Source organism: Vibrio sp. 1580 (assembly GCF_033340055.1).
On sequence record NZ_JAWOVT010000001.1, the window covers coordinates 523587 to 549167 of the forward strand.

20 protein-coding genes and 1 pseudogene are annotated in these 25581 nt (G+C 46.5%); 14 read left to right on the forward strand and 7 right to left on the reverse strand.

Annotation, left to right across the window (positions count from 1 at the left end; translation table 11 throughout):
* Positions 1–165: 165 nt before the first annotated feature.
* Positions 166–750 (reverse strand): NAD(P)H-dependent oxidoreductase, encoded by a 585-nt coding sequence (locus R7093_RS02375; protein ID WP_054578681.1) that lies wholly within the window; start codon positions 748–750, stop codon positions 166–168.
* 270 nt (positions 751–1020) lie between these two features.
* Between R7093_RS02375 and R7093_RS02380 the strand changes: the two genes are divergently transcribed.
* A complete protein-coding gene (locus tag R7093_RS02380; protein ID WP_005375451.1) occupies positions 1021–1362 on the forward strand; it encodes an ArsR/SmtB family transcription factor in 342 nt (113 codons plus the stop codon).
* Between the two features lie 85 nt (positions 1363–1447).
* Positions 1448–2503, forward strand: coding sequence for an ACR3 family arsenite efflux transporter (gene arsB / locus R7093_RS02385; RefSeq protein ID WP_318146487.1), 1056 nt, complete (start codon positions 1448–1450; stop codon positions 2501–2503).
* Between the two features lie 36 nt (positions 2504–2539).
* Here arsB and R7093_RS02390 read toward each other — a convergent pair whose 3' ends face one another.
* Together R7093_RS02390 and R7093_RS02395 are read right to left on the reverse strand one after the other, a co-directional pair.
* Positions 2540–3319, reverse strand: a complete 780-nt coding sequence (locus tag R7093_RS02390) for a helix-turn-helix domain-containing protein (RefSeq protein ID WP_170890025.1) — start codon at positions 3317–3319, stop codon at positions 2540–2542.
* Positions 3320–3338: 19 nt separating this feature from the next.
* Positions 3339–3872 carry a YbhB/YbcL family Raf kinase inhibitor-like protein gene (locus tag R7093_RS02395; RefSeq protein WP_047101665.1) on the reverse strand — a complete coding sequence of 178 codons (534 nt, stop codon included), beginning with the start codon at positions 3870–3872 and terminating at the stop codon, positions 3339–3341.
* Between the two features lie 187 nt (positions 3873–4059).
* On the opposite strand from R7093_RS02395, the pseudogene R7093_RS02400 reads away from it, so the two are divergent.
* The 4 genes and pseudogenes from R7093_RS02400 (at position 4060) to R7093_RS02415 (ending at position 8038) form a co-directional block, all read left to right on the forward strand.
* Positions 4060–4852, forward strand: a pseudogene (locus R7093_RS02400) (PhzF family phenazine biosynthesis protein).
* Positions 4853–5059: 207 nt separating this feature from the next.
* Positions 5060–6010, forward strand: a complete 951-nt coding sequence (locus tag R7093_RS02405) for an HlyD family secretion protein (protein ID WP_373922404.1) — start codon at positions 5060–5062, stop codon at positions 6008–6010.
* Between the two features lie 4 nt (positions 6011–6014).
* Positions 6015–6941, forward strand: coding sequence for an ABC transporter ATP-binding protein (locus R7093_RS02410; RefSeq protein WP_085569305.1), 927 nt, complete (start codon positions 6015–6017; stop codon positions 6939–6941).
* Positions 6941–8038, forward strand: a complete 1098-nt coding sequence (locus R7093_RS02415) for an ABC transporter permease (protein ID WP_318146498.1) — start codon at positions 6941–6943, stop codon at positions 8036–8038. Before R7093_RS02410 ends, R7093_RS02415 begins: the two co-directional genes overlap by 1 nt.
* A 109-nt stretch (positions 8039–8147) precedes the next feature.
* Here R7093_RS02415 and R7093_RS02420 read toward each other — a convergent pair whose 3' ends face one another.
* Both R7093_RS02420 and fdhF read right to left on the reverse strand, forming a co-directional pair.
* A complete protein-coding gene (locus R7093_RS02420) occupies positions 8148–8519 on the reverse strand; it encodes a hypothetical protein (protein ID WP_005375433.1) in 372 nt (123 codons plus the stop codon).
* Between the two features lie 384 nt (positions 8520–8903).
* Positions 8904–13142: a formate dehydrogenase subunit alpha gene (gene fdhF, locus R7093_RS02425; protein ID WP_318146488.1), complete on the reverse strand. Its 4239-nt coding sequence runs from the start codon at positions 13140–13142 to the stop codon at positions 8904–8906.
* A 315-nt stretch (positions 13143–13457) separates the two neighbouring features.
* Between fdhF and R7093_RS02430 the strand changes: the two genes are divergently transcribed.
* From R7093_RS02430 to R7093_RS02460, 7 genes are all read left to right on the forward strand, one after another.
* Positions 13458–13880, forward strand: a complete 423-nt coding sequence (locus R7093_RS02430) for a hypothetical protein (RefSeq protein WP_017635236.1) — start codon at positions 13458–13460, stop codon at positions 13878–13880.
* Positions 13881–14015: 135 nt separating this feature from the next.
* Positions 14016–15407, forward strand: a complete 1392-nt coding sequence (locus tag R7093_RS02435; protein WP_318146489.1) for a TolC family protein — start codon at positions 14016–14018, stop codon at positions 15405–15407.
* Between the two features lie 146 nt (positions 15408–15553).
* Complete coding sequence (locus R7093_RS02440) at positions 15554–17272, forward strand: efflux RND transporter periplasmic adaptor subunit (RefSeq protein WP_047101675.1); 1719 nt, start codon at positions 15554–15556, stop codon at positions 17270–17272.
* Between the two features lie 2 nt (positions 17273–17274).
* On the forward strand, positions 17275–20442 hold the full coding sequence (locus R7093_RS02445; protein ID WP_047101677.1) for an efflux RND transporter permease subunit: 3168 nt from the start codon (positions 17275–17277) through the stop codon (positions 20440–20442).
* A 76-nt stretch (positions 20443–20518) separates the two neighbouring features.
* Entirely contained in the window at positions 20519–21085 is a 567-nt protein-coding gene (copI, locus tag R7093_RS02450; protein WP_047101679.1) for a copper-resistant cuproprotein CopI, read from the forward strand.
* 324 nt (positions 21086–21409) lie between these two features.
* Positions 21410–22261 carry a CARB family carbenicillin-hydrolyzing class A beta-lactamase gene (gene blaCARB / locus R7093_RS02455; RefSeq protein WP_213970910.1) on the forward strand — a complete coding sequence of 284 codons (852 nt, stop codon included), beginning with the start codon at positions 21410–21412 and terminating at the stop codon, positions 22259–22261.
* 281 nt (positions 22262–22542) lie between these two features.
* Complete coding sequence (locus tag R7093_RS02460) at positions 22543–23592, forward strand: sensor domain-containing diguanylate cyclase (protein WP_318146490.1); 1050 nt, start codon at positions 22543–22545, stop codon at positions 23590–23592.
* 112 nt (positions 23593–23704) lie between these two features.
* On the opposite strand, the gene R7093_RS02465 is transcribed toward R7093_RS02460, so the two are convergent.
* Positions 23705–23857: a hypothetical protein gene (locus tag R7093_RS02465; RefSeq protein WP_005375418.1), complete on the reverse strand. Its 153-nt coding sequence runs from the start codon at positions 23855–23857 to the stop codon at positions 23705–23707.
* Positions 23858–24103: 246 nt separating this feature from the next.
* Between R7093_RS02465 and speG the strand changes: the two genes are divergently transcribed.
* Positions 24104–24643, forward strand: coding sequence for a spermidine N1-acetyltransferase (gene speG, locus R7093_RS02470; RefSeq protein ID WP_005375417.1), 540 nt, complete (start codon positions 24104–24106; stop codon positions 24641–24643).
* Positions 24644–24690: 47 nt separating this feature from the next.
* On the opposite strand, the gene R7093_RS02475 is transcribed toward speG, so the two are convergent.
* Complete coding sequence (locus R7093_RS02475) at positions 24691–25488, reverse strand: hypothetical protein (RefSeq protein WP_213970908.1); 798 nt, start codon at positions 25486–25488, stop codon at positions 24691–24693.
* Between the last annotated feature and the right edge of the window lie 93 nt (positions 25489–25581).

Below are 25581 nucleotides of genomic sequence, written 5' to 3' on the forward strand. Positions count from 1 at the left end.
TACACCTCAAGATACGCACCTAATCTAGGTAACGAAAAGTAAGCTAGATACATTTAGTGCTTTAGAGTAATAAAAACGTCACCTCGCCGCAAACAAATAAAAATGGACCGCGTACAGCAGTCCATCTCAATTCATCATTCAGTTCGCACTATCTTTCTAAAAGGATTAGAAGTTTTCGTTAATGTGAGCTTCGAAACGAACAAAATCGTTTTCGATATCTGCGTTCTTCATCACATCATAACAAGCGAATGTAGGTAATGCTGACATACCAAAGAAGCGGAAGTTAGCGTGCATGTGGAACATCAAATCGTCCACTCCTTTACCTTGGAATAGGTATTCGTTCTCATCATCAAACGATTCTTCTGGCGCGTTGAATGTCAGTGACAGCATGTATTTGCTGTTGGTTTGAGTGCCGCCTGTACCATAGTTTTTCTTTGGTTCTTCTGCGCTACGGCCATCAAATGCACATAGTGCGCCGCCCATACCCGCAGTAAACACGTCGTCCATGTATTTTTTGAATGACCAAGGCACAGACATCCAGTTGATTGGGCTTTGGATGATCACGCGATCAGCCCACTCAAAGTGTGCGAGTTGCTCATCTACGTTGATCTCATCTTGCATTGTCACAACGCGAACCTCATGGCCTTTTGCTTGCAGAAACGTCTGTGCTTTGTCGACAAGAGAAGCATTTAGACGACCTTCTGAATATGGTGATGGTTCGTGTGCATTGATGATCAGTACGTTGCTCATGGGATTACCTTTAAATAAGTTCACAAGATGACGCAGTAACCATTGTGCGTCGGATGTGGTTTATTATGGTAACCTAGAAATATAGTGCAATTAGTTAACTTTTAGTAACCTACTTAATTTTTTATTATATCACTGTTTTTAAAACATATATTTTTTCAATTTTTTATTCATCGTTATTTTACGATTAATTTTTTCATCGAGTTGTTGCATCTTCCACAGAGCAGGCGTACACTTTATCGCAATTCGACGATTAACTATTAAGGCCAGCGAATGAGTGATAAGTGCAAGGACACGTGCGAAGTTGTTTTTCAGACAACACAACAACAGCTCGAGAAAGAACAAACTCTCGCAGCGCAAGCAAAAGCTTTGTCGCATCCAGCACGTTTGCGCATTCTGCATATCCTGCACACGCTCGATACCATGGGCGGTTGTTTGAACAGTGATTTGGTTTCTGAACTGGGTCTTGCGCAATCTACTGTTTCCGAGCACTTGCGTATTCTCAAGCAAGCAGGCTTTATCAGCGCCGAGCCAAACCCGCCTAAGGTGTGTTACCGCATTCAACGCGACGCGTTTGATCAGTTCAATCTAGGCTTTTCCAAGTTATTTGATTAATTCCCTTTGCACGCTGGTCAGGCGTGCAGAGATAAACTATACCTTTAACTATCGCCTTTCGACGATAAACGAATAAGAGAACACTATGACTACTCAAGTTTTAAATAGTGCCAGCGACAAAATGAGCTTCTTGGACCGTTACCTAACGGTGTGGATTTTTGTGGCAATGGCAATCGGTGTAGGTATTGGCGCAGCATTCCCTCAAGTTGCTGAGTGGAATGAGTCAATGTCAGTCGGCAGCACGAACGTACCGCTCGCGATTGGTTTGATTTTGATGATGTACCCGCCGCTAGCAAAGGTGAACTACAACCTGCTAGGTACAGTGACGAAAGATAAAAAAGCGATCACGCTGTCTTTAGTCATGAACTGGATTGTCGGCCCTATTTTAATGTTCATCCTTGCATTGACTTTCCTAGGTGATCATCCGGGTTACATGGTTGGTATCATTCTGATCGGTCTTGCTCGTTGTATCGCGATGGTATTGGTATGGAACGATATCGGTGGTGGTAACAAAGAATACGGCGCAGCCCTAGTTGCATTAAACAGCGCTTTCCAAATCGTAACTTACAGTGTGATGGCATGGTTGTTTATCACTGTGTTGCCACCAGTCTTTGGTTACGAAGGTTTCGTAGTTGATATCTCGATGATGGACATCGCGGAAAGCGTTCTTATTTACCTTGGTATCCCATTCCTAGCGGGCTTCCTAAGCCGCAAATGGCTGGTCGCTGCGAAAGGTGAACAATGGTACTACGACGTATTCATCCCACGCATTTCACCAATTACGCTTATCGCCCTGCTTGCGACCATCGTGCTGATGTTCAGCTTGAAAGGTGAAATGATTCTTGAACTGCCAATGGATGTATTCCGTGTAGCAATTCCACTGGCTATCTACTTTGTGTTGATGTTCTTTGTCAGCTTCTTCGTTGGTAAGAAAATGGGCATTGACTACGACAAAAACGCGTCGATTGCTTTCACGGCAACAGGCAACAACTTTGAATTGGCAATTGCGGTTTCTATCGCGGTGTTTGGCCTAAACTCAGACCAAGCTTTTGCTGGTGTCATTGGTCCACTGATCGAAGTGCCTGTGTTGATTGCTTTGGTGAATGTAGCATTGCGAATGAAGGCCAAATATTATGGCTAACCTAAAAAGCACAAAAAATACAAAAGCGGTAAAACATTAACTCACTACCGTTTTAATATACTCGCTGGGCGTTAGGCCGAACTTACTTTTAAAGCGTTGGCTAAAACGCCCCTCTGACTGATAACCACACAACTGTGCTAGCAGCGCAACGTTATACGAGCCATTTTGCATCAAGTAAAGTGCGTGATTTAGGCGCACTTCTGCCAATACTTCACGATACTGGGTACCTTCTTGTTTCAGTTTGCGTATCAATGTTGCTCGGCTCATAGCAAAGTGCCCCGCGACCATGTCTAATGGATGCTCCTCCCCTGGAGAGCGCGATAAGTAACGACTAAGTTTCTGACTAAAAGAGATATGTGAACTCGAGAACAACCGATGCAATAACCCTCTCTCAGCTAGCTGCTGATATAGACCCATAATCCAATAGCGTTGTGTCGCTTCACTTAAGCTTTCCCGCTCAAACGAAAACAAAGCATTTAACGTCGCTTGCAATGCTTTATCTATCTCAACAACGGGTACATAGTTTCCTAATGCGTTGCTCATGCTTAGCTCCAACATTTCATCGCTAGGCACACAGTGAAAACTGAACATTCGAGAAAGAAATCGCCCTTGTAGAGGAAGATTTTCAAAATTTAGGGATGCATTTGCTTCACAAAGCATGATATTTGGATGATGGATGTCGAGTACTTCGTCTTTCCAGAAAAGATGTTTACTCCCCTTAACAATCTGAATAAGGCTTGGGGAGTGAACCCTGACATTACGAAGCTTCTGCTGCTGCTCCGCACGAAACAGCGTAACCTGATATTGGTGACCCATTCTCTCCCCTTATATTCAATTATCGCGTGTAAGTCGTGGTTAATGTCGCTTTACCCAAAGCAACACTATTCAAAGTAAACCCTACAATGGCTGGTGGCGTGTTTTCATCCAAATTCAGTTCTTCAGTTGGCAATGCCCACACCGTAAACTGGTAACGATGCATCCCATCATTCTTTGGAGGACACGCGCCGCCGAACCCCGTTGTGCCGTAGTCAATACGAGATTCTTTGCCGCCTAACTTGTTCATATCAATGCCTCGAGGCAGCTCGCTAACGGTGGATGGAATATTAAACGCTATCCAATGCCAAAAACCACTGCCTGTTGGTGCATCGGGGTCATACACGGTGATCGCAAAACTTTTTGTGCCCTTTGGAGCTTCTTTCCACATCAATTGTGGTGATTGATTCCCGCCATCACATCCCCAACCAGAGTATTCAAATGTCTTCGCCATCGGGTGGCCTTCTTGAATATCTCTACTCACGAGTTCAAATGCATGGGTAGAACCGACCGCAAAAACACTCAATACCAAAACTGACTTGTATATCGCTTTCATGTTTTTCTTCCTTTCAATGAATTCAACACTAGTCTAAATACCCAGCAGTCCGAATCCTTATCAGTAAGTATCAAAAACCACAAAATAATCTATAATTTTGACACTTTAAGATTCTAACACAAACTTCTTACTTTCTTAATTGCACTTGGTTTATGCTAATTAATCGCTCACGGAATAAGGAAGGAAAATGGAATTGGATATCTACGTGGTGGACGCCTTCACCGATACGCAATTCAAAGGCAACTCAGCAGCGGTGGTACCGTTAGAGGAATGGCTAGCCCCAGAATTGATGCAAAATATCGCGACAGAAAACAACTTGTCGGAAACGGCTTTTCTAAAATCCATTGGCGCAAACCGATATGAGATTCGTTGGTTCTCTCCTATAACTGAAATCGACTTTTGTGGACACGCCACACTGGCCTCTTCGTTAGTTCTGTTTGATGAGTTTGGCATTAATGGCACGATTGAATTTCATACTCTGGAAGTAGGGACCCTCACCGTAGAGAAGAATGCGCAAGGTAAGATCGAGATGACGTTCCCTGCTCGTCCTCCAAAAGCCGTTTCTGATATTCCCTCGGCATTGATTGAAGGCCTAAGTTGCGATGTGGAACGCGTACTGCTTAGCCCTCAAGCGTATTTCGTGGTGGTCGACAGCCAGCAGGAGGTACTTGAGGTTCAATACCGTTCAGAACATCTCAAGACTCTCGCTCCTTACGATGTGGTCGTTACTGCGAAAGGCGATCAACAAGACTTTGTATCGCGTTACTTTTGGCCTGCAAATGGTGGCGACGAAGACCCCGTAACTGGCTCGATTCACGCTGGATTAGCACCATTCTGGGCAGAAGAATTAGGCAAAAACATCACTGGTTTCTTATCAAGCTTCTCAGCGCGGAGGTATTTTGCACTGTGAAGTTACTGACGAACAAGTAAGAGTATCTGGCGACGGCGTGCTCTACATGAAAGGCAAGATTTTTGTTTAAATGATATTCATGTAATCAACTTAAAAGAGCCAAGTAAAGCACGGCTTCCGCAGGATCAAGCCAGCTTCAATAATTAATCAATTGATGAATATTGAAGGAATTAACTTCCTAGCCGGACAAAACTGACTCACGTTACACTGAATGCAGTCCCATACTCTTCTATAGCTTGATACGAGTTCGAGCTCACCTTCTTAGAGGAAGCGTCGCATGATGAAGCGAATCATTCTTGGCACCCTAGCCCTGACTCTTTTAACTGCCTGTTCCAAAGATGACGGACAGCAAGCCCTTGGCACATTAGAACGTGACCGCGTAACCTTCACTGCCACCTCTAGCGAGATAATTCGTGCCCTACCCATTAAGGAAGGCAGCCAAGTCACCGAAGGAGAAGTGCTGGTTCAGCTCGATACAAAGAACCAAGAAGCCGTTTTAGCTCACGCCGTAGCTGAACAAGCCAAGGCTGACGCTTATCTTTTGAAATTGACCAATGGTGAGCGACCAGAAGACATTGCCGCAGCGCAAGCACGCGTTGCCAGAGCGGAAGCTCAATTGGTTGAAGCGCAAAAGAACTACCAACGTAAAGCGGAGTTAGTTCGCAAGAAACTCATCAGCCAATCAGAAAAAGACAGCGCTTTAGCAGCCAGAGATTCCGCCCGTGCAGAGCTAGACTCCTCACAAGAAGAGTTCAGCAAACTGACCGCTGGCTCTCGTCCTGAAGATATTGAACAAGCGAAAGCCGCACTCATGGCAGCAAAAGCCGATGTGGCACTGCAAGAACAGAAACTGGCAGAACTCACCATCACGGCCACGCGAGATGGCTTGTTAGATAACCTACCGTTTAACCTTGGTGAACGCGTTCCTGTGAATGGCGTGGTTGCTGTAATACAAGCCAGCCGCGTCCCATACGCTCGCGTTTATGTTCCTGCCAACTACCGAGTCGACTTTGTTCCGGGTAAAACGGTTAACGTGCATGTAGATGGCGTTGAGCAACCATATAGCGGCACCGTTCGTTGGGTTGCGACTGAGCCTTCATTTACGCCTTATTTCGCGCTTACCGAGGAAGAGCGCTCGCGTTTGATGTACTTAGCAGAAGTCGACCTTCAAGACTCAGCAAAATCCTTGCCTTCAGGTATACCAGCGCAAGTGGATTTGGTGGAGTAAGCCAATGACCGAATTTGCGATTCAAGCTGAAAATGTAGTGAAGAAGTTTGGTGACTTCACCGCCATCAACAACATCACGCTTAATGTGCCCAAAGGCAGTATTTATGGTTTTCTTGGTCCTAACGGCTGTGGCAAATCGACAACTATTCGTGTGTTAACTGGCTTACTTAGCCCAAGCGAGGGCAATGTCGATGTACTCGGGCTAGAGATCCCAAAACAATCTGAGCTTCTGCGCCTCAAGATTGGCTACATGACACAAAAGTTCTCCCTCTACGATGACCTGACGGTTCAAGAGAATCTTGAGTTTATTGGACAAATCTTTGGTATGGAAACCAAGGCCCTAAAGGCTCGCATCGAAGAACAACTAGCCACCTACGGTCTCGACCAACTGCGTAAACAGCGCGTCGGAGGAATGAGCGGCGGCCAGAAACAACGCTTGTCTCTCGCCGCAGCCACCATGCATAAACCAGAACTGTTGTTTCTCGATGAACCCACGTCTGCGGTTGACCCAGAGAACCGACGCGATTTCTGGGAGCAGTTGTTTGATCTCTCTGACCAAGGTACGACGATTTTGGTCACAACGCACTACATGGATGAAGCGGAGCGTTGCCATCGTCTGGCTATCATGGAAGCTGGGGAAATCCGCGCCGATGGTGAGCCAGAAGAACTCATGACGCAAATGGGCGTTAACATCGTCGAAGTCAAAGCGGATAACTTACGCGAGCTAAAAGAGAAAGTCATTCAGCGCGAAGAGGTACGCTCAGCCGCACAGCTCGGCATTCGCTTACGCATTTTGATCCACCAGCACATCGAACAACCGATCGAATGGTTAACCCAAACCTTTCCTGAGCTTGATGGCTGCGAGATGAACATTGCTCGTCCTAGCTTGGAAGATGTGTTTGTCAGCGTTACGGGAGAAGGTCGCCAATGATGAAATCTATTGCCCGCATGAAAGCGGTAATGCTCAAAGAGATCCGTCAGCTTTCACGTGACCGCATTACCTTTGGCATGGTCGTGATGATCCCGCTAATTCAGCTTCTGCTATTCGGCTTTGCCATTAATACCGATATTCGCAACATCCCCGTTGGCGTCGTCGATCAAAGTGGCAGTACTGCCGGACGCGTGATTACCGAGTCCGTCAAAGTCACGCAAGTGGTCGATGTGGTTGAAACCTTTGCTACCGCTTCAGAAGCCGAGCAAGCCATTCAAGACGGTTTGGTGCGAGCGGCTTTAATTCTACCTAGCGACTTAACCCAACGTATGGTGCAAGGTCGAGAACTTGGCCAGTGGATTGTGGATGGTTCAGACACCATGATCAGCTCTGCGATTCTCTCGCTACAAACCATGCCGTTAACGGATTTTGATTTTGAGATACGCCCTGCCCCAACCAAAACCTTTGAAGTTGCGCTGTATTACAACCCGAGTCGGCGCTCGGCGGTGAACATTGTCCCTGGTTTATTGGGCGTGATTCTGACCATGACGATGATCTTGTTCACCAGTGCAGCCATTGTTCGAGAACGAGAACGCGGCAATTTAGAGTTACTGATTACTACGCCAATTCACTCCATCGAACTCATGGTGGCGAAGATCATTCCGTATATCTTTGTTGGTCTGATTCAGGTGTTTATCATTTTAGGATTGGGGCACTGGATATTTGGCGTGCCAATAAACGGCGCCATTAGTCAGATACTGTTTGGCACGCTGCTGTTTATCGCCGCGAGTTTAACCTTAGGTTTGGTGATATCCACCATTGCGACGACACAGCTTCAGGCCATGCAGATGACGGTGTTTATTCTTTTGCCATCGATTCTTCTGTCCGGATTTATGTTCCCTTATGAAGGAATGCCCGTCGCGGCACAATGGATCTCAGAAGCCCTGCCTGCCACTCACTTTATGCGCATTATTCGTGGTGTGGTGTTGCGTGGTGCAGATTTAATGGAGCTATGGCGAGATACAGTCTGGTTACTTGGATTCACTGTTATCGGCCTTATTGTCGCTTCATTTCGCTTCAAAAAATCACTCGACTAATCCCACGATATTGCGTTCATTCCTTAAAAACAAAAATAGCCCCAACGAAGGGCTATTTTTTGTTTGTGTATTCATACACTGTGCTATCGAGCTCAACTCTCAGACAATATTAATAGTACTCACCGTAGGAACAATCTCGTAAATCGGAAATATTGTAGTTTTTCAAAGAGTTTATTTTAAAGTTGAACACTACCTGTTTACAGACAACGCCTTCGCGATCCGTGTACGTGATAATACCTTCACTGTACGCACGCTGACCATCAGAGGATGTCACGTCAGCAACAAGTTCCAAATGGCCCTTATGCGCGTCTACGCGATTCATCATCTCAAACACATCTACCCACTCTTCGCGATTTGCCATTTGTATTAGCATGGACTTCGCCTGTGTTTCCAACTGCTGGGGGTATACATAATAACGGTTGTAACCAAAGTATGCGCACATAAGTAATAAAACGAGTGCAAATGAGGTTGTTCTTGTCATACAAGCTTCCTCTTGTTGTTATAAAAATCTTGCTTCGTTAATTCAGTATAGGAAGCGAGCAAAGTTTAGGTTATAGAACTTGCCCAAATAACAGAGGACAGTCAGAGACAGTCAATTCTATGACAAGCTCAACAACAAACTTTATTGCACTCTCATCATGGGCTTGAACAAAAAAACGCCATAGAGACAGTAAGAAGTAAGAAGTAAGAAGTAAGAAGTAAGAAAGGAAAACTAACCGGAGCGCGGTGATAACAGAAAAGTAAAAGGAGTTTGAAGAAAAAGACAATCCGAGTGAATGTAGTGAGAGCGGAAATCAAGAGTAGATTATCCGCCCATCAACTAGGCTCAAATTGTCAGTGCCCACAACAACGTGACTCGCCGAATTTAAACGTGTTGGTAACTATCTTCGAGAGACTCTGTCTGCGTTGTCTTTTCGCTCACTTCCACTTTAACCGCAGCGACCTTGAACTCAGGGATCTTCGCATGCGGATCAGTCGCTGTTGTCGTTAGACGGTTGACTGGCGATTCAACAAAGTGGAATGGAATGAACACCACTCCTTTTTGAATACGCTTAGTCACAAAGGCATCAATCTCAATGCTCCCGCGACGTGTAGATACCGTCAGACGCTGACCATTACTGATACCTAACGCTTCTGCGTCTTCCACGCTCACCATCGCACGAGGGCCAGCAAGATTATCCAACCCTTTGGTTTTGCGCGTCATGGTTCCAGTATGGAACTGCTCAAGTACGCGACCCGTCGTTAACACAAGTGGGTACTCTTCATCTGGCAGCTCAGCCGCATAACGGAACGGTACACCCACCATTTGCCCTTTACCACGAGTAAACTGGGTTTGGTGCATGATGCGAGTACCCGCAGGGTTGTTCTTGTTGCTCGGCCATTGCACACCGTTTGGCGTAATGGCATCCCAACGAAGACCCGCGTATTGAGGTGTCACTCGTGCGATTTCATTAGTGATATCAGACACGCAGTGGTAATCCCAATCACTGCCCATTGCATTGGCGATCTCTTGGATAATCCACCAATCTTCTTTCGCTTCACCCGGTGCCGTTACGACCGGATTCACGCGTTGAACACGACGCTCCGTATTGGTGAAGTGACCCGCTTTCTCAGCAAACGAGCAAGAAGGCAGAACCACATCCGCGTATTGTGCAGTCTCCGTTAGGAAGATGTCTTGAACCACCAAGAAGTCGAGCGTTTCTAAACCTTCAATCACATGCGCTTGGTTCGGGTCACTCAACACTGGGTTCTCACCCATGATGTACATACCACGAACGTCACGATGGCAAGCCGCATCAATGATTTCTGTCAGGGTTAGACCTTGCTCAGAAGGCAGATTTGGTGCGTTCCATTCAATCGCAAACTTCTGACGCACAATTGGGTTGTATACCTTTTGGTAGCCCGGGAAACTGTTTGGCAACGCGCCCATATCACACGCGCCTTGCACGTTTGATTGACCACGTAGCGGGTTGATACCACCACCTTCAATACCGATGTTGCCACACAGCAATTGCAGGTTAGCGATAGAACGCACGTTGTCATGACCTGTCGTGTGCTGAGTAATACCCATTGAGTAGTAAACAGCGGTACGATCTGCCGTGCCAATCATACGCGCCATTGCTTGAATGTCTTCAGCTTTAACGCCCGTAACCAACTCCACTTTATCGAGGTTGTAAGCTGGCGACATTACTTCTTGCAGCAAGGTATCAAAGCCGTCGACACGTTCTTCGATGTACTCTTGATCGTACCAACCGTTCTTGATGATCTGCTGCATGACGCCATTTAGGAGCATCACATCCGTACCCGGACGGTGCGCCATGTACAACTCAGCATGCTCTGCCATATCGACACGTTTCGGGTCAGCCACAATCAAACGAGCGCCGTGGTGACGAATTGCTTGTTTGATGTGTGAAGCGATGATCGGGTGCGCCGATGTGGTATCCGAACCAATAATAAAGATCACATCCGAGTGCTTAATGCTTGGAATGTCGTTGGTCATTGCACCACTACCCAGTGACGCCTCAAGACCGGTTACACTCGATGCGTGGCACAAACGCGCACAGTGGTCGACGTTATTGGTGCCCAGTTCACGACGGACAAATTTTTGGAACGCGTAGTTGTCTTCGTTGGTGGTTTTCGCTGAAGAGAAACCCGCTAATGCGTTGCTGCCAAAATCTTGCTTGATGCCAGAGAACTTACTTGCAATCAGTTGAATCGCCTCTTCCCAACTTGCAGGCTGCAACCAACCGTCTTTACGAATCAATGGCGTGGTAAGACGCTCTTCACTGCCAATGAAGTCAAAACCAAAGCGCCCTTTCACACACAGCATGCCTTGATTCACCGGCGAGTCACCGCCTTTCACGTAACGAATCGTATTGGTTGCTTCGTCCACGAACATAGTCAACTTACAGCCCACACCACAGTATGTACAAATGGTGTCGACCGCTTTCAGATCTTCAGTACGACCTTGCGAACGGTCACGACTATCGACCATCGCACCCGTTGGACACACTTGAACGCACGCGCCACATTGCACGCAGTTCGAATCGCCCATTAGGGTTAAGCCATTCTTGTTACTTCCAAAGTGTGGACGATCATCAGGACGTAATGCGGGACGACCTTGTTTATCGCACACAAAGTTCAGTACACCGTGCACGGCTTTGTCGCGACACGCTTGGATACACTGACCACAGCTAATACAGCGGTTAGCATCAAACTCAATAAACTCAGAGCTGCGGTCAACTTCGTACTTATGACGCAAGTCTTTCGCACGAAGATCTAACCAATCTTGATGCGATTTAATCTGCAAGGAGAAGTCAAAGCTCTGCTCGGCTTCATATTCGGTGGAGTAGTCACGTAGCGCACAATCGGTATTGGCCTGACAGCCACATTCAAGGCAGCGCGCGGCTTCCTTCATTGCTTCTTCGTTATCAAAGCCCAACTCCACTTCAGCGAAGCTTTGCTCGCGTTGTGTTGGAGTCAGCTCTGGCATGATAGAGCGAGCGACTTTTTGGATATTCTCGAAGTGAAGCGGATCGACTTGAGAGAGTTTCTTCTCTTTGCGCGAGTTGAACGCCGCCTTTGGCATATCCGCCATATCGCCATTCAAAAACAGGTCAATGGCTTTTGCCGCAACGCGACCATCACCCACCGCTTCAACTGCCGTTGCAGGACCGCGGCGGAAATCACCAATACTGAAGATGTTGCCCGTGCCAGTGTGCATGGTCTTTTCATCTGCATCAGAAGTATTCCAGCGCGTAAGTGGAATCGACAAATCTTCGCCTTCGAGGAAGCTCAGATCTGGCTTTTGCGATACTGCCGCAATCACGGTGTCGAACTCTTCGGTAAAGAACTCGCCAGTTGGTTTAGAGCTGCGACGACCAGATGCATCCGGCTCACCCAACGCCATGCGCTCTAGACGAATCGCATTCACGCGTCCGGTTTCATCGGCAAGGTTTTCTGCAGGGTTGGTCAAGAAGTGGAATTTCACCCCTTCGTGTTCCGCTTCGACAATCTCGTAGTCTTCTGCCGGCATTTCGTCACGGGTACGACGATAAATCAACGTGGTGTCTGCACCAGCACGACGCGCAGTACGAGCACAGTCAATTGCCGTGTTACCACCACCGATCACCGCGACTTTCTGACCCGTAACGTAATTTTGCTCAGTCACGTAATCTTTAAGGTAATCAACGCCTAAGTAGCAACCTTCAAGGTCGCTGCCTGTGTAATGCATTTCAACCGCTTGAGACGCACCGACCGCCAAACACACTGCGTCGTATTCTTCGCTCAATTGAGAAAGCGTGAAATCCACACCCAGCTTTTGATTAGTGTGCACTTGCATGCCATTACGGCACATCAGTTCGATTTCTTTATCGAGAATGTCTTTTGGCAAACGGTATTCTGGGATGCCATAACGCAACCAACCGCCCGCTTTTGGCATGGATTCAAAGACCGTAACGTCGTAGCCTTCGTTCGATAAGTAATAGCCAGCCGTTAGACCACCAGGGCCACTGCCGACGACGGCAATGTTCAACCCTTTAATTGGTTTCTTTTCTGGCACATAGGCTTCATGCGCAGACAGATCTGCATCCGCGGCATGACGTTTTAGCTGACGAATTGCGATTGGCTCATCGACTAGCGAACGGCGACATTCGCTCTCACAAAATGCAGGGCATACGCGGCCAATCGATAACGGCATAGGCAGCGTACGCTTAATCACTTCAATCGCTTTTTGATGGTCGTTCTGTGCGATGTGATAAAGGTACGATTGGATATCCACGCCCGCAGGACACGCGGTTTTACATGGCGCTTCACAATCGGCGTAATGGTCCGTCATGATGCGGTTGAGTGCTTTTCTGCGGTGCTCGCTTAATTGTTCTGATTGCGTGACCACATTAAGGCCGCGGTAAACTTCGAGCTCACACGCACGCTTAGTACCGCCACTTTCGACTTCAACTACACACAAGTCACACGGTACTTTTTCATTACTTTTGTTCATTCCGCACAGCGATGGGATCTCGACCCCACACACTTTTGCTGCTTCTAAAAGGGTTAGACCCTCTTCTACAATTCTATATTTTCCATCGATGACGATTTCTATCATGCAACCCCCGCAGCAAAGCAAATCCAAATCTGCACAAGTAAAACCATGCATTCTATAAGGATAATCATTTGTAAGACAAGTTAGTGTGATGTAAAACTTATAAACCACATTTTTCACGTGTCATAAAAAGCGAGGGCTTCTTTCGCTAACTTTCAACACTCGGTGTTTAACAAACGTTTTACTCCCTCGAAAGTGCGAAAACTGAAGGGGTGGACTATTTTGATAATAAGAGTAATAAATGATTGACCTTACCCTTAGGTTAACCTTTAGAATCGAAGGGTTTTCATCATTTTCATCAAACACATGGGAAAAGGTATGCACTTAAAATCGCTGCATACAATCTGGTTAACTCTCTTCACGACGCTAGTACTATTGGTATCTAGTGTGGCGAACAGTGAGCCGTTGATGAATATTCAAATGATGTCTACTGGCATGGCTCACCATCCTTCTATGATGAGTGACAGCGAACACTGCGGTATGCCTGGCATGATGGACGTCTCCATGACTGACGCTTCTATGTCCGAAGATGGCGATGCAAGAGAAACCAGCATGAACTGTGGTGGGGGCTCCGGCATGGTTCATACCTGCTGTACTGCTGCGTGTACGATAGTTTTCGTCCCCCTACCGAATCCTATCAATAGCCCAATGCCCGTCGTCTATCGCGCAACTATTACTCCTGAAGTTGCTTCCCCAGTCGTACACGTCAGCCGCGACCTGTACCGACCTCCTATAGCCTAAATCCATCCTAGCATTCGACCCTGCGCGTGTATCGCAGGTTGTTTTAATGCGCCTGAACGATGAGGTAACAAGGCTTTACTGTTCCCGCAATAAAATCCGCACCTCCATCGATCCGGCGAACACTGGATTTAGATTATGGATATCAAACCATACCGCTTAGCTGCACCTATTTTTATGGTGGCTCTGGTCGCTGTGCCAACCTTGGTTAACGCCGCTGGTAAAGAGACGCACGCAGCGCAAAATTCCGCATCAAGTGAGCGAGATTCAACGACCAAGCTTGCCCAACTGATCAACGTCGCTTTGAGTAACGATGGCAATCGTAAGCAATACTCAGCGCAATCTGCTGCCATGCGTGAAACGGGTGTCGCGAGTGCGACCTTGATGGACCCAAAACTGAAAGTGGGTTTTGGTGGCTTACCTGTCGACAGCTTCAAATTCGATGAAGACCCAATGACCAACATCTCCGTTGGTTTAATGCAACAATTTGAGCGTGGCTCTACGCTTGATTTACAGCAGAAGAAAGCCAATCAACAAGCTGACGGCCTTGGGCTTCAAGTCCATGCTCGTGAGCTTGAGGTAGCCAACAGCATGACTCAACTTTGGTTAGAACTTGGTTACCAGCAACGCGCGGAGCAAATCATGCTTGAGAACCGCAAGTTGATGAAGGAAATGGAAAGCTTTATTCAAACCAACTATTCGATTGGTAAGAGTGAAGCGCAAGATCTGCTCAACGCCCAACTTCAAGTCAGCAAGTTGGATGAGAAACTGCAAGCCAATGCACAAATGCAACGTCGTCTTATCTCTCAACTCTCCGAATGGTTGGGGTCAAATTGGTTGGCGAACGAAGAGGCTCTGCACGCGAGCAATCAACTTAATTGGGACACACTGAACAGCAAACTTGCTGCCAGCCAGGGTTCCACCAAGCATTATCAGCAACTCAGCCAACACCCGATGGTTAAGATGGCCGACGTCAGCATTTCTGCCAATAAAACGCAGGTGGAAATTGCTGAGCAAGCCTACAACCCACAATTTGGCGTCGAAGTAATGTACGCCTACCGCCAAGCCGACAACATGATGGGTGAGCCCGCCTCTGATTTGGTTAGCGCTTACCTCACCATGGACATTCCGTTGTTTACGGGTGACCGCCAAGATCGTAATCTCGCGGCCGCTCAATACCAAGTTGGCGCGGCACAATCACAAAAGGACACCTTACTAACGCAGATGAATGCCAAGGTGAACACTTTGCTAGTTGATCGCGGCAACTTAACCCAGCGTTTAGAACGTTATCAATCCACCTTATTGCCTCAAGCGAAAGCGCGCATTCAAGCCGTTGAGCGGGGTTATCAAAACAACACAGCGCAGTTTAACGATGTGATTTCTGCCACGACTGACGAATTGGCTCTGCAATTAGAGCAACAACGTCTACTGACCGATCTCAACATCGCAAACAGCAATTTAGCCACCCTACTCGGTGGTTTCGACTACCAAGTGGCTTCACCGGAAGCTCGCTCTATTTCGACATATTAATTTGTGATTCCCCAAGACAGTTGGGGCTGCAGTTAGGCGGCAAACGAGAGAATCCCATGAGCATAGATCCTCTATGTGATTTGGGTGAACGAGAGCAGGCAACAACGCTGTAGCGTCAAATGTGAAGGGGAAAATAAGGTAAAACAATGAAAACATTAAAAATTGCAACCATCGCGCTGATTGTTGGTGGTGCTTTAGGGTTTGGTGCTAATCATTTTCTTACGGGCTCAACTCATGACATGAGTGCGATGGGTGGCGAGTCTGCTGCAAGCTCTAATGATCCGCTTTACTGGGTTGCCCCAATGGATCCGAACTACAAACGCGACAAGCCGGGTAAGTCCCCAATGGGCATGGATTTGATTCCGGTTTACGCAGAAGACCTATCCGGTGAACAAGACGCACCGGGTACAGTGACTATTGACCCTTCAGTAGAGAACAACCTCGGGGTTAAAACCGCAAACGCGACACTACAACAGCTATCACCACGCATCGAAACGGTTGGCTATATTGCCTTTGATGAAAGTCTGTTATGGCAAACCAACGTTCGTGTGGCGGGTTGGGTAGAAAAACTCTACATCAATGCCGTGGGTGAGAAAGTGAAGAAAGGCGATGTGCTGTTCACGCTCTACTCTCCAGAACTGGTTAAAGCACAAGAAGAATTGCTGAATGCGTACCGCACTGGCCGCAAAGGTCTTGAAAAAGGCGCGACCGAGCGCTTGGTAACGCTTGGGGTTGACCGTGCTCAAATCAAATCCATTACTCGTAGTGGTAAAGCATCGCAAACCATTGAAATCAAAGCGCCTGCTGATGGCGTTATCGCGAGCTTAAACGTGCGTGAAGGTGGCTATTTGTCCCCTGCTCAAGCGGTGATCAGTGCAGGTCCTTTGGACAATGTTTGGGTTGATGCAGAAGTCTTTGAGCGTCAAGCGCACTGGATGAAAGCGGGTTCTCAAGCCACGATGACCCTTGACGCGATTCCGGGCAATGAATGGCAAGGTGTTGTCGATTACGTGTACCCAATCCTTGATCCGAAAACACGTACGTTGCGTGTGCGTCTTAAATTCCCTAATCCAGATGGCGCATTGAAGCCAAACATGTTCGCCAATATTGCCTTGCAGCCTGTTACTGACGACGCAGTGTTAACGATTCCTAAATCATCTGTTATCCGCTCTGGTGGTATGACTCGCGTTGTTCTAGCTGAGGGCGAAGGCAAATATCGCTCCGCTCGAATTGAAGTTGGCCGTGAAGCTGGCGAACAAATCGAAGTATTACAAGGACTTAAACAAGGCGATAAGATCGTTACTTCATCTCACTTCATGCTCGATTCTGAATCAAGCCAGTCGGCGGATCTGTCTCGCATCAATGGTGTAGAAGCAGCGGCAGAAACAGCATGGGCCAAAGGTGAAATCACAGACGTAATGAAAGATCACCGCATGCTGACCATCAACCACCAACCTGTACCAGAATGGGATTGGCCGGGCATGGTAATGAACTTCACTTTCGCAGATGGCGTTGAAATGGGTGACTTGAAAAAAGGTCAGGCTATCGAATTTGAAATGCAAAAGACGGAGTCCGGTCAGTACCAAATCATCGAGTATAAGGCAGACAACAGCGTCATTGCCGCAGAAGTTTGGCTAACTGGTGACATTAGCATGCTGATGGCTGATTTTGGCATGATCACCTTAAACCACCTACCGGTTGCAGAATGGAACTGGGATGCAGGCGAGATGAACTTCTCTGTGGGTGAAGACGTTGATCTATCGGGTTTTGAAGAAGGACAGAAAGTTCGGTTTCTAGTTGAAAAACAAGGTTCTGACTACGTTCTTAAACAGCTAATTCCTGCAACAACAGCCGTCGAGGGTTAATTATGATCAATGCTATTATTCGTTGGTCACTGAGCAACCGATTCCTAGTGTTGGTCGCGACCTTAGCCCTTGTATTAGGCGGACTTTACAGTGTAAAGAATACGCCTGTTGATGCGATTCCGGATCTTTCTGATGTGCAAGTGATCATCAAGACAAGCTATCCGGGTCAGGCTCCTCAAGTCGTCGAGGATCAAGTCACTTACCCACTCACCACCGCCATGCTTGCCGTGCCGGGTGCTGAGACAGTTCGTGGTTACTCCTTCTTTGGTGACTCTTACGTTTATATCATTTTCAACGATGATGCCGACATGTACTGGGCACGTTCGCGCGTGTTGGAGTACTTAAGCCAAGTAGCACCAAAGCTGCCACCGAACGCAAAACCAACCCTAGGTCCTGATGCAACGGGCGTGGGCTGGGTTTACAGCTACGTATTACAAGACAAAACCGGCAAGCATGATTTGGCGGATCTTCGCAGCCTGCAAGACTGGTTCTTGAAATACGAATTGCAAACCGTTGATGGCGTTTCTGAAGTCGCTACCGTGGGCGGTATGGTGAAGCAGTATCAAGTGCAGATTGATCCTGCCAAACTGCGTGCGTACAACCTCACTTTGCAACAAGTGAACATGGCAATCCAAAACGGTAACCAAGAAACCGGCGCGTCCGTTATCGAAGTTGCGGAAGCCGAACACATGGTTCGTACCACGGGTTACCTAACCAGCATTGAAGACATCAAATCACTGCCTCTAAAAGTCACCGAGAAAGGCACGCCGTTGCTATTAGGAGACATCGCAGACATTAACCTTGGCCCACAAATGCGCCGTGGTATCTCAGAGCTGAATGGCGAAGGTGAAGCGGTAGGTGGCGTTATCGTGATGCGCTTTGGTGAAAACGCCAGTGAAGTGATTGCGAAAGTCAAAGACAAACTCGCAGACCTACAACGCAGCCTGCCAGAAGGCGTGGAAATTGTTGCAACTTACGATCGCTCTACCCTTATCGATTCAGCGGTAGAAAACCTATGGAAGAAGCTTGCAGAAGAGTTCATTGTCGTTGCGATTGTGTGCGCGTTATTCTTATTCCACATTCGTTCTTCGTTGGTTATCGCTCTGAGCCTACCGGTTGGCATTCTCACTGCGTTTATCGTAATGCATTGGCAAGGCATCAACGCCAACATCATGTCCTTGGGTGGTATTGCAATTGCCATCGGTGCCATGGTGGATGGGGCAATCGTAATGATTGAAAACGTTCACAAGCACATTGAACGAACGCCATTGACCGACAAGAACCGCTGGCAAGTAATCGGCAAAGCCGCAGAAGAGGTCGGCGCACCGCTGTTCTTCTCGTTGCTTATCATCACTCTTAGCTTCGTACCAGTGTTCGCCTTAGAAGGCCAAGAAGGCAAGATGTTCTCGCCGCTTGCGTTCACTAAGACTTACGCAATGGCAGCGGCAGCAGGTTTGGCAATCACACTCGTCCCTGTTCTTATGGGCTACTTCATTCGCGGTAAGGTGTTACCGGAACACAAAAACCCAGTTAACCGTGGCTTGGTCGCGTTGTACCGTCCGCTGTTGAACACCAGCTTAAAATACCCTAAGACCATGATTGTTATCGCATTAGGTCTGATGGCATCGGCTTACTACCCAACCAGTAAACTGGGTAGCGAGTTCATCCCTCCGCTGGATGAAGGGGACTTGATGTACATGCCAACAACCTATCCGGGTATCTCAATTGGTAAAGCACGCGAGCTTCTACAACAAACCAACAAGCTGATCAAAACCGTTCCAGAAGTGAAAACCGTATGGGGCAAGATTGGCCGAGCTGAAACTGCAACCGATCCAGCGCCACTCACCATGATTGAAACCGTGATTCAGTTGAAGCCACGCGACCAATGGCGTGAAGGGGTAACAACCGAGTCACTGCGCAAAGAGTTCGACAAGCTGGTTCAGTTCCCTGGTCTTACTAACGCTTGGGTAATGCCGATCAAAACGCGTATCGACATGTTGGCAACGGGCATCAAAACCCCTATCGGCATTAAGATCTCCGGACCCGATCTGAAAGTGATTGAGAAGATCGGTTCTCAGTTGGAGCCAATTCTTAACGGCGTACAAGGCACGGCATCGGTTTATGCAGAACGTGTAGCAGGTGGTCGTTATGTCACGATCGACATTAAACGTCGTGCCGCAGCGCGTTATGGCTTAAGCATCAAAGACGTTCAGCAAGTGATCTCCACTGCGGTGGGCGGTATGAATGTGGGTGAAACCATTGAAGGCTTGGAGCGTTACCCAATCAACGTTCGCTACCCACAAGACTACCGAGATTCAGTGGTTAAACTGCAAAACCTACCATTGGTGACACCAAATGGCGCTCGTATTGCGCTGGCTGATGTAGCGGACATTCGTTACGAAGACGGCCCTCCGATGATCAAGACAGAAAACGCGCGTCCAAACGGCTGGGTATTTGTCGACATCGATGGTCGTGACCTTGGCTCTTACGTAGTGGAAGCACAGCAAGTCGTGGCCGATCAACTAGAACTTCCTGCGGGTTACTCGCTGGCTTGGTCTGGTCAATACGAATACATGGAGCGTGCGAAAGATCGCTTGAGTGTCGTGGTACCAATCACCATCGCCATCATTATGCTGCTGCTTTACTTCAGCTTCCGTCGTGTCGGTGAAGTGATGATCATCATGCTTACCCTACCACTCGCTATGGTTGGTGGTTTGTGGCTCATGCATATCCTCAACTACAACTTCTCGATTGCCGTTGGGGTCGGCTTTATTGCCCTAGCAGGCGTCGCGGTTGAAATTGGGGTCATCATGCTCGTCTACCTCAACCAAGCGTGGCACTACAAAAAACTCGATGCAGAAGAGAGCCAACAGAAGCTTGAGGCGAAAGACCTAACTGATGCCATTCGTGAAGGTGCAGGCCTACGTGTTCGCCCAGTAATGATGACGGTACTGACGGTCATTATTGGTCTGATTCCGATCATGTACGGCGAAGGGACAGGATCAGAAGTAATGCAACGTATCGCCGCACCAATGATTGGTGGTATGGCATCAGCACTGCTGCTGACGCTGTTGGTGCTTCCAGCCATCTTCAAGCTGTGGAAACAACGTGAGTTGCGCCAAAGCAATGCAACTAATCACCAAGCTAGTGATGTAAACAACAACGCTTAATCCCTACCTTCCCCTCAATCAATTCGTTTGAGGGGAAGCAACCAAGTTATTAATGAATTAAAACAAGGATATAAAAATGAAAAAGACACTAATCACTCTTACTCTAGCCCTAACAACAACGACTGCGTTTGCCCAAATGGATCATTCAAACATGGACCACGCGAGCATGGACCATGGCAACATGAAGCATGAAAACATGGACCACGGCAGCATGAAGATGGACCACAGTAAAATGGACCATTCAAACATGATGGATATGCCGGGCATGTCGACTGTTGGTATGCCAGCAAAAGGGGCAAAGCCAGACAAGGTGGTACACGTTATCTTGGGTGATGACATGACTATTAAGTTCAAAAAAGACGTTAAAATTGAGCCAAACGATGTGGTGCAATTTGTGGTCATGAACACCGGTAAGATCAACCACGAGTTTACGATTGGTTCGGCTAAAGAGCAGCTAGAACATCGCGAAATGATGAAGACAATGAGCGGTGATCACATGCATGACTCAGGCAACGCAGTTACGGTAGAACCAGGTAAAGCGAAGCAATTACTGTGGCACTTCCACGGTGACAACAAGGTTGAGTTCGCGTGCAACATTCCAGGCCATGCAGAATCGGGCATGGTTAAAAAGATTGAACTGTAAGTAATTATCCAACTAGACAAAGGAGCTGATGATTCAGCTCCTTTTATTTCTGGATCAAACTATTCGTTAGCTCATGATAAGAAATTCTGAGCCAGTGTCTCACGCTAAGATATTTTTGTGACCGAATCACCGACGTAATATATAAGCCAAACTACAGGCCTTGATAGCAACACTCTTCTCCTCATATTGAGACCGTTTAAGCGTATTGCGAAGAATCCTACATAAAATAGACATAGATTTAACAGTGCTTAGAGTATTGGCTCGTTATAGTTTACGTGACATCGCTATAGTGCGAACTAAAACTAAAATTGAAGAACACGATCCATGAAAAAGTTATTTTTGTTGGCTGGGCTAATGGTTTGCTCAACCCTAAGTTACGCGTCCCAACTGAATGAGGACATCTCTCTCCTCGAGCAACAAACCTCAAGCAGAATTGGGGTGTCAGTTTGGGATACCCAAGCAGACGAGCGTTGGGATTACCGTGGCGATGAACGCTTCCCACTCATGAGCACATTCAAAACCCTAGCTTGTGCCAAAATGCTAAGTGATATGGACAGCGGTAAGCTAAGTAAAAATGCGACCGCAAAAGTCGATGAGCACAGTATCGTTGTATGGTCTCCAGTGATGGATAAGCTCGCAGGCCAAAACACACGCATAGAGCACGCGTGTGAAGCCGCTATGTTAATGAGTGATAATACCGCAGCCAACTTAGTATTAAATGAAATTGGCGGCCCTAAGGCCGTAACAATGTTTCTGCGAACAATTGGAGATAAAGCAACGCGCCTAGACAGAATAGAACCTCGCTTGAACGAAGCCACACCAGGCGATAGCCGCGACACAACCACACCTAACGCCATACTAAACACTCTACGAACCTTGGTCGAAGGCGAAACGTTGTCTTATGAGTCTCGTGTACAATTAAAAATCTGGATGCAGGACAACAAAGTTTCAGACTCGTTAATGCGTTCTGTATTACCAACAGGTTGGTCTATTGCAGACCGATCTGGTGCGGGAGGGCATGGTTCGCGTGGCATTAACGCGATTATATGGAAGGAAAATCATCGACCTGTTTACATTAGTATTTATGTCACAGAAACCGAGCTCTCACTTCAAGCTAGGGACCAGCTCGTTGCGCAGATAAGTCAGTTGATTTTACAAAAGTACAAAGACAATTAAGTCTCTACTCACCTGACCCCATTTGTATCCTTTTCTAGCCCTTCTCTTCCAGAAGGGCTCATTCTGTACTTCCATCTTAAAACACCACTTATTGAGTAATGACTTACTTATAAATAGGTATAAGATTTACTTATTTAGGGTGAGTTAACGCCCACATTGAGCAACCAAACACACACAAATGGCGATAATTAAACCATACTCTTACCAAGAAGCACATTTTCTACAAAATAGCTTCACGTAATTTATTGTTGGTATTTGCAACATTGCCAAGGAGATGTCTATTGAGACTTGAAAGAACTTTTAACCCTGATGACTTATCGATGCAAAACATGGAAAGTCCGATATGTATGCCGATAGGGTTTGTTCACTTTTTAGCTCAATCGGAAACACTACAGCAAGTACTTGATACGGTGGCAGAATGGATAAATCGTATATTTAATTCTGACCGTGCGAGTATCACACTTTATGAAAACAATGATCATCTAAAGGTCTACTCTTTCTCTGGTAGTAAAGCTATTCCCGCTGAATTTTTAGTGCCCATTCATCAAGCGTTTGTTGGCCGAGTGTTCAAAAAGCAACAACTGATGATCTGCGATGATGTTACACAATCTGATGAGATTGATTGTGTGATGCTCGCATCCAATGGTATGGGTACGTGTATGGACGCGCCTTTAATGCACGGTAAAGTCTGCCTAGGAACGCTTAATGTTGCGCATCATCAAACGCACATTTACACAAACGAACAAGCGGCACAGCTTCAGTGCATCGCTAATTGGATTGCTTTAAACATTGCCCTTCATATACAGATAATGAAAATGGAGCACCTCGCCACGACGGATGATCTAACAGGTATTCCAAACCGCAGAGAGTTCATACGACAAATCGAAAGCCGCCTAAATGAATACCGAACCCAGGGCATTGACTTCCATGTTGCTATTTTAGATCTCGACAATTTTAAAAGCCTCAATGACCGATTTGGTCATGACGCAGGCGATAAATCACTGATCCATGCAGTTAATACTATTAAAAGTCATCTACTTGATTGTGACTTACTTGCCAGAGTTGGTGGTGAAGAGTTTGCCATCGTATTAAGAAGTCGCTCATCACAGCAAGCTCTAGACACATTAGAAACGATTCGTAATGCACTAGAAACGACGACCGTTCAACATTCAGGTTGTGATATGAGCTTCACCGCGAGTATTGGGGTAACTCAAGTCTGTCGTCTCGACGACTCATTTGAACCACTCGTTAAACGCGCCGACTTAGCACTTTACAAGGCAAAAGAAACCAGAAGAAATCGCGTTGAGTTTCATATTGGTGAAGAAAGGTAGAAAAAATAAAAAAAGGTAGCGACTCATTGTGCTACCTTTTATCGATTCTAACCCGCTTAAAATAACTAATACGAACTTTAAGCGAGTTAAAAATAAGAATGAGCAAATTTAATTATGCTTTCTTAAGATCTTTAGCTGGGTAAGTTAGTGTTTTTTCGCCTGCTTTTACATGTGTGTAAAAACCGCCACTGCTTAAACCTGTAACAACCATTTCGCCAAGATCGATACCTTTAGTCGCTACTACTACGTCACCGATTGAAAACATATTGAATACCTTGTTTGTTTAGATTAAGACACTAAGTCGTTGCGCGGTATTTAATACGATATTAGGCAAAGCACCTAATCGAGTTTTTTATCGTAAAGATTAATTTATATTTGTCGTGAACTCTAAGTTTCCACATTGAAAATCACAGGATATTTTCCAAAAAAAGATGCGCTATTCTTGTGAAATACGGTAATATTTTCTAGCATCAAGTGCGGAGGTATTCTCCGCCCTCATTGGAGAAAAATGATGAAGAAAGGCCTAAAAATGCGTGCATTAGAGCGTTCTGATTTGCGCTTTATTCATGAACTGAATAACAACCGAAATATCATGGCCTACTGGTTCGAAGAACCTTACGAGTCTTATGACGAGCTCGAAGAACTTTATCGAAAACATATACATGATGACGCTGAAAGGCGTTTTGTCGTCGAAGATGAAGACGGCATCGTAATTGGCTTAGTTGAGCTGATCGAGATTAACTACATTCACCGCAGCGCGGAATTTCAGATAATCATCGCCCCAGAGCATCAAGGCCGAGGTTATGCGACAGAGATGATTAATCGTGCGTTAGATTACTCATTCTCAATTCTTAATCTACGTAAAATCTACTTATTAGTCGCAGTGGATAACGAAGTCGCTATTCACTTATACAAAAAATGCGGCTTTATCGAAGAAGGTCACCTTGTAGAAGAATACTTTATTAACGGCGCTTACAGCGATGTTAAGCGCATGTATATATTAAAACACCAATACCAGAAAAAGATCGAAGAAAACAACTCAATTCACTAGTTCATTCTATCAAAGTAAAAACGCAGCTATTTGAGCTGCGTTTTTATTTATTCGAATTGATATTGATATGATAATACGATGCGCTTGTCTGCTTCATCCAAATAGGTGTTGTTGTCCATGACAAACGTCATTACGTTAAACGAGTGGCGTTTGCTCACGAGGTAACCAAGGCCGATACCACCAAAGAAGCCTTTGTAGTTCTCTCCTTCACTGTTTTCTGAGCCGTAAGTGCCTGCTGCGAAGCTGATTAACGTCAGTTCTTTGGTAAACGATTTCAGCGCAAATGCACCAACGTAACCGCTGCTGCCTGAAGAGCTCATCATATTGAAGCCATTCTCTGCACTTGGAGTGCCCGTAAAGTTAGGCTCGCTACAGTGGCTACTTTCTGCACCGTCACAAACAGGAACATCACCAGTGTTGTACGTATAGCCTGCCATTGGGAAAATTTGGAAGCCTGCTGGCTCAATCCCGAAATAGCTTAGCGGCATAAAGGTACCAACGCTGTAGTTGGTTTGATCCGCGCCGTTTACGTATTCATTTTTACCGAAGTTGAAGTTCACGATACCGACCGGAAACAACCACGAGCCACCAATACGCCACTCGCTCGCATCATCATTGATACGCAGGTTAATTTTGCGCGCTTGGTCAAGCGCAAGTGAGCCCGAGAATGAGATGTTTTGATCATCAAAATCGTAGTTGTTTGCGTAAGACGCGCCAAATTTCGTGATGACTTTTGTTGGGTCATCCGCCAACTTGTTTTTATTGTCTTTTACTCGATGCTCGGCACCATGAGCCAGCGTACTAACCAACAAAGTTATACACACTAACGCTAGTTTATTTTTCATTTTTTAGTCCTTTGAGATGTTGAATACCCGCACTTAGCTGCGCAGATATTTTTTGAATCATCACTCACTGGATGTGACAAAAGCGCCCTAACT